Annotated in this window: 15 protein-coding genes and 2 tRNA genes; 6 read left to right on the top strand and 11 right to left on the bottom strand. The window is 71.0% G+C overall.

The window, feature by feature from the left end; genetic code table 11:
* The first annotated feature begins 114 nt into the window (after positions 1 to 114).
* Positions 115 to 978, top strand: coding sequence for a TIGR01548 family HAD-type hydrolase (locus tag C463_RS09220; protein WP_008442979.1), 864 nt, complete (start codon positions 115 to 117; stop codon positions 976 to 978).
* A gap of 258 nt (positions 979 to 1,236) precedes the next feature.
* Positions 1,237 to 1,695 carry an OsmC family protein gene (locus C463_RS09215; protein WP_008442978.1) on the top strand — a complete coding sequence of 153 codons (459 nt, stop codon included), beginning with the start codon at positions 1,237 to 1,239 and terminating at the stop codon, positions 1,693 to 1,695.
* An 87-nt stretch (positions 1,696 to 1,782) separates the two neighbouring features.
* Here the strand turns inward: C463_RS09215 and C463_RS09210 are convergent.
* The 3 genes from C463_RS09210 to C463_RS09200 all read right to left on the bottom strand — a co-directional run bounded on the left by C463_RS09210 (position 1,783) and on the right by C463_RS09200 (position 2,535).
* Positions 1,783 to 1,858 (bottom strand) — tRNA-Ile (locus C463_RS09210).
* A 42-nt stretch (positions 1,859 to 1,900) separates the two neighbouring features.
* Positions 1,901 to 2,365: a group I intron-associated PD-(D/E)XK endonuclease gene (locus C463_RS09205; RefSeq protein WP_008442977.1), complete on the bottom strand. Its 465-nt coding sequence runs from the start codon at positions 2,363 to 2,365 to the stop codon at positions 1,901 to 1,903.
* Positions 2,366 to 2,426: 61 nt separating this feature from the next.
* A tRNA-Asn gene (locus C463_RS09200) sits at positions 2,427 to 2,535 on the bottom strand.
* A 150-nt stretch (positions 2,536 to 2,685) separates the two neighbouring features.
* Between C463_RS09200 and cca the strand changes: the two genes are divergently transcribed.
* Positions 2,686 to 4,131, top strand: a complete 1,446-nt coding sequence (gene cca / locus C463_RS09195) for a CCA tRNA nucleotidyltransferase (RefSeq protein ID WP_008442976.1) — start codon at positions 2,686 to 2,688, stop codon at positions 4,129 to 4,131.
* 62 nt (positions 4,132 to 4,193) lie between these two features.
* Here the strand turns inward: cca and C463_RS09190 are convergent, their stop codons facing one another.
* From C463_RS09190 to C463_RS09175, 4 genes are all read right to left on the bottom strand, one after another.
* A complete protein-coding gene (locus C463_RS09190) occupies positions 4,194 to 4,508 on the bottom strand; it encodes a hypothetical protein (RefSeq protein ID WP_008442975.1) in 315 nt (104 codons plus the stop codon).
* 78 nt (positions 4,509 to 4,586) lie between these two features.
* On the bottom strand, positions 4,587 to 4,949 hold the full coding sequence (locus C463_RS09185; RefSeq protein WP_008442974.1) for a fluoride efflux transporter FluC: 363 nt from the start codon (positions 4,947 to 4,949) through the stop codon (positions 4,587 to 4,589).
* A complete protein-coding gene (locus tag C463_RS09180; protein WP_008442972.1) occupies positions 4,946 to 5,314 on the bottom strand; it encodes a fluoride efflux transporter FluC in 369 nt (122 codons plus the stop codon). The genes C463_RS09185 and C463_RS09180 overlap by 4 nt, the downstream gene beginning before the upstream one ends.
* A gap of 43 nt (positions 5,315 to 5,357) precedes the next feature.
* Positions 5,358 to 6,533 (bottom strand): ATP-binding protein, encoded by a 1,176-nt coding sequence (locus C463_RS09175; protein ID WP_008442971.1) that lies wholly within the window; start codon positions 6,531 to 6,533, stop codon positions 5,358 to 5,360.
* Between the two features lie 152 nt (positions 6,534 to 6,685).
* Here C463_RS09175 and C463_RS09170 point away from each other — a divergent pair, with 152 nt between their 5' ends.
* Positions 6,686 to 7,162, top strand: a complete 477-nt coding sequence (locus C463_RS09170; RefSeq protein ID WP_008442970.1) for a DUF7382 domain-containing protein — start codon at positions 6,686 to 6,688, stop codon at positions 7,160 to 7,162.
* Positions 7,163 to 7,192: 30 nt separating this feature from the next.
* Here C463_RS09170 and C463_RS09165 read toward each other — a convergent pair whose 3' ends face one another.
* From C463_RS09165 to C463_RS09150, 4 genes are all read right to left on the bottom strand, one after another.
* Positions 7,193 to 7,969 carry a protein-L-isoaspartate O-methyltransferase family protein gene (locus C463_RS09165; RefSeq protein WP_008442969.1) on the bottom strand — a complete coding sequence of 259 codons (777 nt, stop codon included), beginning with the start codon at positions 7,967 to 7,969 and terminating at the stop codon, positions 7,193 to 7,195.
* A gap of 49 nt (positions 7,970 to 8,018) precedes the next feature.
* The gene (locus tag C463_RS09160; protein ID WP_008442968.1) at positions 8,019 to 8,651 is read right to left on the bottom strand and encodes a protein-L-isoaspartate(D-aspartate) O-methyltransferase; all 633 of its coding nucleotides are present in this window, start codon (positions 8,649 to 8,651) and stop codon (positions 8,019 to 8,021) included.
* A gap of 68 nt (positions 8,652 to 8,719) precedes the next feature.
* A complete protein-coding gene (hsp14, locus tag C463_RS09155; protein WP_008442967.1) occupies positions 8,720 to 9,133 on the bottom strand; it encodes an archaeal heat shock protein Hsp14 in 414 nt (137 codons plus the stop codon).
* A gap of 91 nt (positions 9,134 to 9,224) precedes the next feature.
* Complete coding sequence (locus C463_RS09150) at positions 9,225 to 9,749, bottom strand: Hsp20/alpha crystallin family protein (RefSeq protein ID WP_008442966.1); 525 nt, start codon at positions 9,747 to 9,749, stop codon at positions 9,225 to 9,227.
* Positions 9,750 to 9,875: 126 nt separating this feature from the next.
* Here C463_RS09150 and C463_RS09145 point away from each other — a divergent pair, with 126 nt between their 5' ends.
* Together C463_RS09145 and ilvA are read left to right on the top strand one after the other, a co-directional pair.
* Positions 9,876 to 11,261 carry a cryptochrome/photolyase family protein gene (locus C463_RS09145; RefSeq protein WP_008442965.1) on the top strand — a complete coding sequence of 462 codons (1,386 nt, stop codon included), beginning with the start codon at positions 9,876 to 9,878 and terminating at the stop codon, positions 11,259 to 11,261.
* Positions 11,262 to 11,362: 101 nt separating this feature from the next.
* Positions 11,363 to 12,625 (top strand): threonine ammonia-lyase, encoded by a 1,263-nt coding sequence (ilvA, locus tag C463_RS09140; protein ID WP_008442960.1) that lies wholly within the window; start codon positions 11,363 to 11,365, stop codon positions 12,623 to 12,625.
* Positions 12,626 to 12,843: the final 218 nt, after the last annotated feature.

Genomic DNA, 12,843 nt, shown 5'->3' with positions numbered 1-12,843 from the left:
ACTCTCGCGTCCGTCGCCCGGTGACGGACCGGCGACCGCTCCAGCAACGCACTCGAACCGGCGACGCCGGCCGCGAACCCGAACGTTCATTCCGCCGCCGGGCGGGGTAGCGGTATGCAGGTCGACGCAGTGGTCCTCGATATCGACGGGGTGTTGGTCGACGTGGCGGACTCCTACCGTCGGGCGATCCTCGAATCGGTCGACCGGGTCTGCGGCAAGCCGATCGACCGCGACGCGGTCCAGGCGTTCAAAGACGCCGGCGGGTTCAACAACGACTGGGAGCTGACGGACGCGGCCGCGCTGTACGTGTTGGCCCGCCGCGAGGGGCTCGGGATGGACGTCGACGAGTTCACCGACCGCGTCGCCGACCTCGGGGGCGGGCTCGACGCCGCCAAGGAGGTCGTCGGCGACCTCCCGCGGGTCGCGCAGGCCCGCGTCCGCGACCAGTGGGACAGAGACGCGCTCCGCGAGACGTTCCAGGCGTTATACCTCGGCGCTGAGCTGTACCGCGAGCTGGAGGGTGACGAGCCGCCACTGGAGACGGACGGGTATATCCACGACGAGCCGACGCTCGTCGACCCCGAGACGATAGCGGACCTCACCGCACGGTTCGACGTCGGCGTCCTCACCGGGCGCCCGGCCGCGGAGGCCGACATCGCCTTGGAGCGCGTCGGCCTCGACGTGCCCGACGACCGGCGGTTCACGATGGACGACTGGGAGGAGGGGAAGCCGCACCCGCGGGCGCTCGTCGAACTCGCGGAGCGGTTCGGCGCCGAGCGAGTCGCGTTCGCGGGCGACACCCTCGACGACGTGCGGACCGCGCGCAACGCAGACGAGGCCGACGAGACACGCGTCTACTACGGTATCGGTATCCTTACCGGCGGCCTCACCGGTGAGGCGGGCCGCGAGAAGTTCGCCGAGAACGGGGCCGACGCGGTGATCGACGACGTGAACGAACTGGTGGAGTTGGTGGAGTAATCGGCCGCGTATCGCGACGACTCGGACCCCCGCGTCTCGCACGTTAGCTCGGTTACTCCCTGACGGCTTCCCAAGTCGATCGCGGAAATCGCCGCTATCCGGGACGCGTCGCGATCGGTTCGATCGCCTGAAACGGCGTGTCAGACGGGTTTAGCCGTTACGGACGGCGTTCACGCGAGGATGCGGCCGCGTCACGGCCACCGGCACGAATCCGAGCGACGTGGACGGTTTACGCCAGTCCGGGCACTACGACGGGTAATGAGCGAAGCCAACGCGACGCAGCGGATGGCGGTCAGCGGCGAGAGCGACAGCGAGTCGAAGTTCGTCGCCGAAGCCAGAGGCCACGAACTGGTGATGGACGACCCCGAGGGGATGGGCGGCGACGACGCGGGCGCGATGCCGGTCGAGTACCTGCTCGCCGCTTGGAGCGGCTGTCTCAACGCGACGGTCCGCGCGACCGCGCCCGATTTCGACCTCGACGTCGAGGGCGTCGCAGTCGAGGTCGCCGGCGAGTTCAACCCGCGGAAGCACCTCGGCCGCGACGGGGACCCACGCGCCGGCTACCAAGGCGTGGAGGCGTCCGTCGACGTCGACTTCGCGGGCGACGTCGACGACGAGGCGCTCGCCGAGTTCACCGCCGCCGTCGAGGAGCGGTGCCCGGTGAGCGACAACCTCGCGAACGAGACCGCGACCGACGTGACGCTTCGACAGGAGTAGACAGGCGCGACGGGGATCGGACTTCGACGATCATTCATTTCGGCGACAGACGAACTGGAGACCAACCGGTAGCGAGTTCGGAGACGATGGGCCTTGCCGGATTTGAACCGGCGATCACTCCGTTATGAGCGGAGGGCTTTGAGCCAGACTAAGCTAAAGGCCCGACGATATTGGATACACGAGGGACGTTCTTTAGGTTACCGCATTACCCCGACCGAAGCCCGTCGAGAACCGTATCGAGCCGGTACTCCGCGTGCCAGTTGACGTTCGATCGGTTGTTGTTCGCGGCGGGTTCGTACCGGATCGTGGTCGCCGCCGACCCCGCGTCGTCGATCGAGACGAGATACACATCCTCCGTTCGGACGTTCAAAACCGCGAAGTAGTCGATCTTTCCGCCGTACCCCTCCCGTTCGTATCCGTCGCTCTTCGTTCGGACGCTCCGAGTTCGGAACTCCACCGCACCGTCGTTTTTTCCGTCGTACGCCGTCTTGACCTGTAACCGATAGAATTCGTCGGCGATCCTGATGACGAGATCGTATGGTTCGTTGTCGTACGCCGGCGTAAGTACGGAAACGTCGCGAGCGATCAGTTCCGCCGTGACGATCGCTTCCGTCGCTTGGCCGCGCTTCTGTGGTTCTTTGAGGCGGTCGTATCGTTCGAGGAGCGACATACGACCGTCTGTGCCGGTATCGGACAAGAGATGTGGCTACGAGCGGAGCGGTACGGAAGGACGCCGAAGCCAGGACTCGAACCTGGGACCGCCTCGTGACTGTGACGGTCGGGGGAAGTTCCGCCGAACGTCGTAACAGCGAGGCGCTCTACCAACTGAGCTACTTCGGCTCACTTCCGCGTACTCGCGTCGTTTTGATATGGCTTTCGTTTCCGCCCGACGGCGGGGGGCGGAACGCAGTAAGACGACTCGCATCGACCGCCTCACCGCACCGCCGCGACGACCGACACGTTTTCGGCCGGACCGCGAGACGGGTCGGTATGGACGAGTTGGAGGCGGTGCTGTCGCGGGTCCGCGAGCGCGTCCTCCCGGAGCCGGAGGAGCGTGAACGGCTGCGCGAGGCGGCTGCGACGCTGACCGAGCGGACCCGCGAGGCCATCGCCGACCTCCCCGTCGACGCCGACGTGGTCCAAGTCGGGTCGACGGCGCGCGGCACGTGGGTCGCGGGCGACCGCGACATCGATCTCTTCGTCCGGTTCGACGCGGACCTCGACCGCGCGGAACTGGAGGAGTACGGCCTCGCGGTCGGCCACGCTGTCCTCCCCGAGGGTCACGAGGAGTACGCCGAACACCCGTACGTGAAGGGGAGCTACGAGGGGTTCGACGTCGACCTAGTCCCCTGTCACGACGTGGAGACGGCGGCCGAACTGGTCTCCGCGGTCGACCGGACCCCGTTCCACGACGCGTACCTCTCGGCGCGGCTCGACGACGGCCTCGCGGGGGACGTGGTGCTGGCGAAGGCGTTCCTGAAGGGTATCGGCGCGTACGGGAGCGACCTCCGCACGGAGGGGTTTTCGGGGTATCTCACGGAGCTGCTCGTGCTGGAACTGGGCGGGTTCGTCCCGCTCGTCGAGTCGGCGCGGAGCTGGCACCCGCCGGTGGAGTTCGACCCCGAGGGGCACGCCGAGCGCACGTTCGAGGACCCGCTCGTCGTGGTCGACCCCACGGACCCGACGCGGAACGTCGCCGCGGTGCTGTCGGCGGCGAACCTCGCGCGGTTCCAACACTACGCGCGAGAGCTGCTCGCGGCCCCGAGCGAGGCGCTCTTCGAGCCGGCCGAGCCGGAGCCGTTGGACTCCAAAGAGGTCCGCGCCCACCTCGACCGGCGGGGGACGACGCCGGTCGCGGTCGTCTTCGACGCGCCCGAGGTGGTCGACGACCAGCTGTGGCCGCAGCTCCGCCGCTCGCTTGACGGGATCGTCGGCGGGCTGAACGATCACGGCTTCGACGTTCTCCGGGCGCGAGCGATGACGAACGCGACGGGAGCGGCGGGCGCCGTCGGGACGAGCAACGCCGGGACGAGCGACGGAGGGGCAACGGCCGACCGCAACCTGTCCGGCGGGGCGATCCGAGCCGCGCTGTACGCGGAACTGGAGGTGACCGAGCGGCCGGCGGTCGAGCGCCACGAGGGGCCGCCGGTCGCGGTCCGGAAGCACGCCGCGAGCTTCTACGAGTCGTACGTCGACGATGTCGACCCGGACACCTACGGCCCCTTCATCGACGAGAATCGGTACGTCGTCGAGCGGGAGCGGGAGTTTGCCACGGTCCGGGAATACCTGGAGAGCGACGCCGCGAGCGACGTCGCGCTCGGCGCGCAGGTGGAGCCGGCGTTCGCCGACCGCGACGTGTTGGTCGGGGAGGCGGTCGCGACGCTCGCGCCCGCGTTCGGCCGACCGCTTCGGGAGTTCTACGAGCCGCGACCGTGAGCGCCGTCGAGGGACAGACCGCCGCGTCGCGCCGAATCGGAAGGGCGACGAGCGACCGGGGATCAGCGAGAGACGCCGTCGAGGAGCCGGTAGACGAGCGCGGCGACGGCGGCGACGATCAGCGCGACCGCGGAGAGGAGCCCGGCGGCGCGGGGGAACGACAGCCAGAACGCGGCGTAGAAGGCGAGCGCGAACGCGAACAGGCCGACGACAAGCAGTCCGCGAGAGGGATTCTGCGCGGCGGCGACGAACGCGCGCTGGGGGATCGAGAGGTCGCCGAACTCGGGGACATCGTCGGGGTCCGGCTCGTCGGAGCGCGGTCCCGAGTCGGTCGGATCTGTCGACTCGCCGTCGACGGAGCGGTCGGTATCGGTCACGGGATTTGATAGGGGACGGGGGATGCTGTACCTATCGCTTGCCGAGGCGGCGTCGGTCGGGTGGTGAGGGATCGTCAGTCAGCCGAAGCTCTCGGCGACGAGGAACGAGCCGAGGAGAAACGCGGGCAGCGCGGCCGCGATGTTCGACGCGGCGACGGCCGCGCCGGCGCGGGCGCCCGTCTCGCTCGCCGCCCGTACGGTCCCGACCGCGAACGACGAGAACGTCGTGAACGCGCCGCAGAAGCCGACACCGAGGAGCAGCGCCGCCGTCGACCCGATCGGCGCTGCGGTGATGGCGCCGAGGGCGAAGCTCCCGAGCGCGTTGACGAGGAGGACCGACCGGCGCCCCTCGACGCGGAGCCCGACCGCGTGCCGGGAGACGGCGCCGAGCGCGCCGCCGACGCCGACGAGCGCCGTCGCGAAGATCGGTGCGGCGGTCATCGGGGGTTTCGGCCTCCCACCGCGAGTCCGAGCGCGGCCGCGGCGAATCCGGTCGCGTAACTGACGGCGACGTACCAAGCGCCGGCGGGCGTTCCGAGCGCGACCGCGTCGGCGACGAACGTGCTGTACGTCGTGAACGACGAGAGCGCGCCGGTGCCGACGAACAGGAAAGTTCGATCGCTCGACGCGCGGGTCAACAGGAGCCCGAGGGCGAACGATCCGGCGACGTTCGCGACGAGCGTTCCCGCGCCGGTCGGGGTACCGCTGAGGACCGCGCCAGCGCCGACGTCGACCGCGTGTCTGGCGACCGCACCGAGGAAGCCGCCGGCCGCGACGAGCAGGAACCCGTACGGCGTCCGTTCCATGCCCGTGCGTGCGTCCGGGACGGCTTGTGCGTTCCGTGTCGCGTCACCGGGACTCGCCGTCCGACAACCGACTCGCACGCGGGCTCTCCCCCTCGTGTGGCGTTCGACGCTCTCGGATCCGGACCGTGTGGGCCGTCTCGGTCGCGTCGTCGACGACGAGCGCCTCGCCGACGCCCTCGGGGAGCCGCGCGGCGAGGTCGCCGGCGAGGTACGTCGCCTCCGCTTCCGCCAAGCGGTCGACGTCGCGCGCGGCCGTGAGGCGGTGGGAGACGAGGAGGTCGGACTGGGAGACGGCGACGCTCGGCAGCGCGGCCGGCCGCTGGGTCGCACAGACCACCGAGACGCCGGGCGCGCGGCCGCGGGTGAGGAGCGTCCGGAGCGCCGGGTCCGCGACCCCGCCGAAGAAGGCGTGTGCCTCGTCGACGAGCAGCCACGGAAGGCGATCGAGACCCCCGTCGATCCGCGCGTCGTAGAGCCCGCGAGCGACCGCGCGGACGACGGCCGACGCGGCGGCGTCCGGGACCCCGGCGAGGTCAAGGACGGCGGGATCGCCGTCGGTCGCGAGGGACGCGACCGGCGGCGCGTCGGCGTCGAAGACCCCCCACGACTCCGCCAGCCGGAGGTGGTTCGCCGCGGCGCGCCGCGTCTCCGGGGGGGCGTCGACCGCGTCGACCGCCTCGCGGAGCGCCGCGAGCGACGGGGACAAGAGATTCCCTCCCGCGGCGTCGTTGGTACCGCTCCCGGCACCGCCCTCGGCGTCGACCGCGTCCGCGACGACGCGCCAGACGAGGCTCCCGGGGCCGCTCGCCGGATCGAGCCCGAGCAGGTCCGGCCACGCGGACGGGGGTATCGAGGCGGGCCGGACCGCAGGGTCGACGACGCGGTCGCCGGCCGCCTCGAGGCCGCCGAAGACGCCCATCGGGTCGACGACGACCGGGACGACGCCGTCGGCGTCGGCGAGCTCCTCCGCGAGGACGCCGAGCGTGTACGACTTCCCGGTCCCGCGCTTCCCGAAGACGACGCCCGCGTGCGGGCGGTCGAGGTCGACGCCGACCGCCGCGCCGGCGCTCCCGTCGCGGGCGAGGAAGGATCCGATCCGTGCGGTGTGGGGCGGACGGTCGGGGATGCTCACGGCGTTGCGGTCGGTGTTCGTTCCGTCGCGGTCTGGTTCCGTTCCGTCGCCGTCCGGGTCCGTTCCGCCGCGGCCGAGTACGTACACGCGGACGGGTGGCCGCGGTATCGAATAAAAACGGTCGGGCGGTCGGGACGGTACCCTTCCCCCCCGGCGGCGAGCGCGTCTCGCTGGCACCCGTTTCGCCGCCGTCCGGTCCGTCCGACTCCTTATAAGCAATGCCGCGGCCAGCGGGCCGTATGTCCGATCGAACACACGACTCGCGGACCGCGAACCGCCGGACGTTCAGCACCGACACCCGCGCGATCGAGGGGCTCCCGGTCAGGCTCGTCATCGCGCTCGTCGTCGGTGTCGCCAGCCTCAGCGTGATGATGGGGATGATCGGCGACATCGACGGACTGGCCGCGACCGAACTCGACGCGCAGCCGCAGCCGGAGGTGACCACGCCCGGCGACCAGTCGATCGACGTCGCGGTCGTCGACCCCGACGGTGCCCGCGTCGCGGACGCGACGGTCATCGTCCGCGGCGGCTCGGCACAGATCGACGGCGTCGTCACCGCGAAAACGAACGGGGAGGGAGTCGCGACCGTGGACGTCGACCCCGAACTCGGCCCGAATCAGGCCGACGGAACGCTCACAATCGACGTCAAGCCGCCGGCGGAGGGCGACTACGTCGACGAGCGGGGGAACACCGAGGTGCTCGTGGTCGAGGAGTGACGCCGCGGGCGATCAAAAGACGGACTCCGGTCAGAGCCGGTCGTCCCAGTCGATCCAGTCCTGTTCCCATCCGTGTCGGCGCTGACGGCCCCGCTCGGCGCGTTCGGCCTCCTCTCGCCGGGTCCGGTTCCGTTCCGCCCCGGGCTGTTCGCCGTCGACGAGCATCGGCTGGAGCCGCGCCGGCCCGTGCGTCTCGACCGTTGCGAAGCCTTCGGGCGCCGGGTCGTCGTCCGCGTCGACCGCGTCGGTGTTCGCCTCGGCCGTCGGCTCTATCGCCGCGACCGTCTGAACGCCCGCGCCGCGCGGGTAGACGATCCGGCCGCCGGACGCCAGCTGTTCTCTGAGAGGGCGCGGCGGCTCGACGACGGCGGTTTCGAGGAGGATCCGGTCGTAGGGCGCGTACGCGGGGAGCCCGTCGGCGCCGTCCGCGCGGTCGACGAGGACCGCTCCGTAGCCGGCCGCGTCGAGGTTCGACCGCGCGGCGACGACGGCGGACCGATCGATGTCGATCGCGTGGACGTGGCGCGCGCCAGTGATCTCCGCGAGCGTCGCGACCGAGTAGCCGACCCCTGCGCCGACGATGAGGACCGAGTCGCCCTCCTCGGCGTCGAGTGCGGTGAGGAGTCGGACCAGTGTCGGGAGCGCAAGCGAGTGCGGGTCGTCGCCGTCGGCGGTCCGGGGTAAGTCGTCGACGAAGGGGTCGCGCGGGACGCGCTGGAGGGCGGTCAGCACGGGCGGCTCGATCGGCTCGCCGATCTGGTGTTCGAGCCCCTCGATCATGTCCGCCCTGAGCGACGCGTCGTCCATGACCGCTTTCGGGGCTCGGTCCTCTAAAACCGTGCGTTCGGCGGGCCGACTACCGCATCGGGACGAACCGCACGCCGCCGCGGTCCTCGCGGTCGATCCCGTCCTCGCGGACCGTGAGCCGGACGAGCCGCTGTCGGCCGCCCTCCCGGACGGGAGCGACGACGCGGCCGCCCGTCCGCACGCGGTCAACAATCGCGTCCGGGACCGATTCAGGCGCCGCGCAGGTGAGGTAGGCGGCGTCGAACGGCGCCTCGTCGGCGAACGTCTCGCGGCCGTCGCCGGTCGCGACGGTCACGTCGTAGCCGAGCCAGGCGAGCCGCTCGCGGGCGGCTGCGGCCAGTTCCGGGACCCGCTCGGCGGAGAAGACGTTCCCGGGACCGACAATCTCGGCGACGACGGCGGCGTGGTAACCGCAGCCGGTCCCCACCTCGAAGACGCGGTCGCCGCGCTCAACGCCGAGGAGGTCGGACATCAATGCGACCATGTGCGGCGCGCTGACCGTCTGATCGTGGCCGATCGGGAGCGGGCGGTCGGCGTACGCCGACGCGCGCTGCGCCTCCGGGACGAACTCGTGGCGCGGGACGGCGCCGATCGCCGACAGCGTCCGCTCGCTCGCGTCGAGGCGGTCGCGGAGCGCGCTCACCAGTTCGCGTCTGGCGGCCGCGCGGTCGGCGTCGTTCATGCGGGTAGTTAGCACGGGGAGCGTGGAGAAAGCACCGGCCGGAGGGAAAGGGGGGCGATTTGGTCCGTTTAGTTCACGTCGATCCGGTGTCCCTCATCCGCGTCGGGGGCGTCGAGCGGGATCGTCACGGTGAGCACGCCGTGTCGGTACGTCGCGGCCGCGTCGTCGAGACGGGCGGTCGCGGGGAGGTCGACGGTCCGGGTGACGGACTCGTGGCGGCGCTCGCGTCGGAGGTACCGGCGGTCCGCGTCCTCGCGTTCCGCGTCGCGCTCGGCGGCGATGGTGAGCCGGCCCTCGTGGGCGCGAACGTCGATCTCGTCGCGGTCGAACCCCGGGAGGTCGGCCATCACGACGAACTCGTCGTCGTACTCGGCGACGTCGATGTCGGCCGTGCGGAGGTCGCGACCCCAGGCTCGGTCACCCGCGAAGGGAGTGCGCCCGAGGAACTGCTCGATCTCGTCGAAGGGATTCGTCGTGTTCATAGCAACAGGAACGCGCCGTGAGATAGTAAAGGGTGACTGACGCGTGCTATCTCGCGGCCGCGGCCGACGCCGTGCGCGGCGCCGCCGGCGTTCAACTGACGTCGATCGTGTGCCCGCGGTCGTCCTCGGACGAGCGCTTGGGGAGTGTGACGGTGAGCACGCCGGCGTCGAACGAGGCCGTCGCCGCGTCGGCCTCGATCGGTTCCGGGATCGGGACACGCCGTGAGACGGACCGGAGGCGACGTTCGCGTCGGTGGTAGCGGACCTCGTCGTCGGCCTCGTGTGCGCCGTCGGCTGCGTCGCCCGCGTCGGTCGCACCGGCGTCGTCGTCCGCATCCGCGACCTCGAACTCGCTCGATTCCTCGCGGGAGCCGGTGATCACGAGCGCGTCGTCGCGAAACTCGACTTCGACGTCGTCGGCGTCGAACCCGGGGAGGTCGGCGACGACGGTGACCGCCTCGTCGTCCTCGATCACGTCGACGTCGACGTCGCGGGCGCCGGGGAAGCGCGGGACTTCGGGACCGGTCCCCTCCAGCGTGCCGCCGAGTTCCTCGAACTCGCGGCCCATCCGTTCGAGCAGGTCCTCTATCTCGTCGAAGGGATCGCGTCGGGTCATACAGGACAGGATTCGGGACGGAGCGTCTTGAACGTACTGGCGCGACCGCGCCCGGAAACGACCGCGCCCGGAGCCGACCGCACGGCCGGCCGACAGACACTATCCGCTCGCGCCCTACTCGATCGTATGCGCCTGTTCTGGCACCGAGGCGACGCGCGGACGCGGGACAACGCCGGCCTCGCGGCCGCGACCCGGGAGGGGGATGTCGTACCGGTCTTCGTCTACGATTCCGACCTGCTCGCGACGGTCGGTGCGCGCCAGCGCGCGTTCTTCCTCCGGCACGTGAAGCGACTGGAGGCGCGGTACCGCGACCTCGGAAGCGACCTGATCGTCCGCGCGGGCGACCCGGAAGACGTTCTCGTCGACCTCGCCGCGGAGTACGACGCGGAGGCGGTGATCTACAACGACCACTACCGACCGGCCCGTCGGAACCGACAGCGGGCGGTCGAGGGCGCGCTCGCGGGGGCGGGCGTCGAGACGGACTCGCGGACGGACCTCGTGTTGGTCGATCCCGGGCGACTGAACGAGCGGTATCCGAACCACAGTCAGTTCCACGACGACTGGGAGGCGGTGCCGAAGCGCGGGCCGTACGCCGAACCCGACCCGGGCGCGCTGGCCGACGTGCGGGACGGGAAGACCGTTCCCGAGCCCGATGCGGACATCGACCTCCCGGCGGCAGGGTACGAGGCCGCGCGCGAGCGGTTCGACGAGTTCCTCGACGACGGGATCACCTCGTACAACGACACCCGCGACGACCTCGCGGAGGCCGTCGAGGCCCCGACGCGCGCGGTCTCGCGGATGTCCCCGTATCTCGCCACGGGAGCGATCGGGATCCGAGAGCTGTGGGCAGGCGCGGGCGACGCCTACGACGCCGCGACCGGCGGCGAGCGCCGCAACGTCGACAAGTACCGGTACGAGCTGTCGTGGCGCGAGCAGATGTATCACCTGCTGTACTACAACCCGGACCTGGCCGTCTCGAACTACAAGTCGTTCCCCAACGAGATCGCGTGGCGGGAGGCGGACGACGACTTCGCGGCGTGGACGCGGGGCGAGACGGGCTACCCGCTCGTCGACGCCGGGATGCGACAGCTGAACGAAGAGGGATACATCCACAACCGCCCGCGTCAGGTGGTCGCGAGCTTCCTCGCGAAACACCTCCTGATCGACTGGCGGCGCGGGGCGCGCTACTTCACGAAGCAGCTGATCGACCACGACTACGCCTCGAACCACGGGGCGTGGCAGTGGACCGCCTCGACCGGGACCGACTCCGTCGACGTGCGCATCTTCGACCCGGTGAGCCAGATGTCGAAGTACGACGACGGCGCGCGCTTCGTGAAAGAGTACGTCCCGGAGCTGTCGGACGTACCGGCCGGCAAGGTCGTCGACTGGCCGACCCTCTCGCGGGCGGAGCGCGAGGAGCTGGCGCCCGACTACCCGCACCCGATCGTCGACCGGAACGAGGGGTACGAGCGGGCGCAGCGCGTCTTCGAGGAGGCGCTCGGGAAGCGCTGACGCCGCGGAGCGACCGCGAGCGGCGGCTCGACCCGAAACGGTGGGGAAAACCGCGTTCCGTAACCGAGTCCTTTTCGGGGGCCACCGAGAACGGCTCCGCTATGTCCCCAGTCACGATCGACGACGTCGAGGCCGCCGCCGAGCGGCTCGCCGGCACCGACATCGTCCAGCGGACGCCCGTCGAGCGGAGCCGGTCGCTGAGCGAGCGGTGCGGCGCCGACGTGCGCCTGAAGATGGAACACCTCCAGCGCACCGGCTCGTTCAAGACGCGCGGCGCGTACAACGCGATTTCGCTGGCGATTGACGGGTCGGAGGAGAGGTCCGGCGAGCCCGCGATCGAGCGCGTCGTGGCGGCGAGCGCGGGCAACCACGCGCAGGGGGTGGCGCTGGCGGCGTCGGACGCCGGGATCGACGCGACGATCGTGATGCCGGAGTCGGCGCCGGCGGCGAAGATCGAGGCGACCCGCGCGTACGGCGCCGAGGTCGTGCTCCGCGGGAGCGCGTTCCCGGAGGCGATGGCGCACGCGCGGACGCTGACCGACGACCCCGGAACGCGGTTCGTCCACGCGTTCGACGACCCGGACGTGGTCGCCGGGCAGGGGACGCTCGGGCTGGAGGTACTCGACCAGGTGCCCGACGTCGACACCGTCCTCGTTCCGGTGGGCGGCGGCGGACTCGCGGGCGGCGTCGCGACCGCGATCAAGGCGCGCTCGCCCGGGACGCGGGTCGTCGGCGTCCAGACGGCGGGCGCCTCCACGCTCTCGGAGAGCCTCGCGGCCGGCGAACTCGTGACGCGCGACGAGCCGGACACCATCGCGGACGGCATCGCGACCGGCGGCCTGAGCGAACTCACCTTCGGTCTCCTCGACGAACATCTCGACGACGTGGTCGTCGTGAGCGACGACGACGTGGCGAACGCGATCCTGCTGCTCTTGGAGCGCGCGAAGCAGATGGTGGAAGGCGCGGGCGCGACCGCCGCGGCAGCCCTGCTGAACGACGATGCGGTCGCCGACCTCGACCTCGCTGACGAGACCGTCGTCCCCCTCCTCTGTGGCGGCAACATCGACGTGACGACGCTGAAGGAGGTGGTGACCCACGCCCTCGTCGACCGCGACCAGCTGATCGAGCTCTCCGTCCGGATCGACGACACGCCCGGGACGATGGGCGAGATAGCCACCCTGATCGGCGCGGAGCGCGCGAACATCCGGACCGTGCGCCACGAGCGGAGCCGCTCGGACCTGCCGGTGGGCGACGCCGACCTCGTGTTCGAGGTGGAGACGAACGGCCCGGCGCACGTCGACCGCGTCCTCAACGCGGTGCGCGAGGCGGGGTACGAGGTGGCGTGGACGACGCAGGAAATGTGAGGGGGGAGATCGCATCTGCTCCTGAGAATAACTGCGGTGGCGCGTGCCTGCGAGGCCGCACCGCGGCCGAGCAGCACGCGCGAGGGACGCCGCGAACGCCCGCAGGGCGTGAGCGGCGAGGCTGGGGAGGCGTGAGGCTGCTGTGCGGTGCGGATGGGGCGGGACTCAAAGGGGCAGTTGGGAGAGCGCCGTAGGCGACGTAAGCACCGAAACGAGGG

This window comes from Halorubrum californiense DSM 19288, from assembly GCF_000336875.1.
Classification (GTDB): Archaea; Halobacteriota; Halobacteria; order Halobacteriales; family Haloferacaceae; genus Halorubrum; species Halorubrum californiense.
Note: the sequence above shows the minus strand (reverse complement) of the source record. Positions and strands in the feature narration are given on the sequence as shown.

What these genes read in the sequence shown, in the direction of transcription:
- C463_RS09160 (WP_008442968.1), bottom strand. Translation starts at nt 8,651, where the DNA reads ATGAACGACGCCGACCGCGCGGCCGCCAGACGCGAACTGGTGAGCGCG.
- C463_RS09215 (WP_008442978.1), top strand. Translation starts at nt 1,237, where the DNA reads ATGAGCGAAGCCAACGCGACGCAGCGGATGGCGGTCAGCGGCGAGAGC.
- C463_RS09205 (WP_008442977.1), bottom strand. Translation starts at nt 2,365, where the DNA reads ATGTCGCTCCTCGAACGATACGACCGCCTCAAAGAACCACAGAAGCGC.
- ilvA (WP_008442960.1), top strand. Translation starts at nt 11,363, where the DNA reads ATGTCCCCAGTCACGATCGACGACGTCGAGGCCGCCGCCGAGCGGCTC.
- cca (WP_008442976.1), top strand. Translation starts at nt 2,686, where the DNA reads ATGGACGAGTTGGAGGCGGTGCTGTCGCGGGTCCGCGAGCGCGTCCTC.
- hsp14 (WP_008442967.1), bottom strand. Translation starts at nt 9,133, where the DNA reads ATGAACACGACGAATCCCTTCGACGAGATCGAGCAGTTCCTCGGGCGC.
- C463_RS09170 (WP_008442970.1), top strand. Translation starts at nt 6,686, where the DNA reads ATGTCCGATCGAACACACGACTCGCGGACCGCGAACCGCCGGACGTTC.
- C463_RS09165 (WP_008442969.1), bottom strand. Translation starts at nt 7,969, where the DNA reads ATGGACGACGCGTCGCTCAGGGCGGACATGATCGAGGGGCTCGAACAC.
- C463_RS09180 (WP_008442972.1), bottom strand. Translation starts at nt 5,314, where the DNA reads ATGGAACGGACGCCGTACGGGTTCCTGCTCGTCGCGGCCGGCGGCTTC.
- C463_RS09185 (WP_008442974.1), bottom strand. Translation starts at nt 4,949, where the DNA reads ATGACCGCCGCACCGATCTTCGCGACGGCGCTCGTCGGCGTCGGCGGC.
- C463_RS09145 (WP_008442965.1), top strand. Translation starts at nt 9,876, where the DNA reads ATGCGCCTGTTCTGGCACCGAGGCGACGCGCGGACGCGGGACAACGCC.
- C463_RS09150 (WP_008442966.1), bottom strand. Translation starts at nt 9,749, where the DNA reads ATGACCCGACGCGATCCCTTCGACGAGATAGAGGACCTGCTCGAACGG.
- C463_RS09220 (WP_008442979.1), top strand. Translation starts at nt 115, where the DNA reads ATGCAGGTCGACGCAGTGGTCCTCGATATCGACGGGGTGTTGGTCGAC.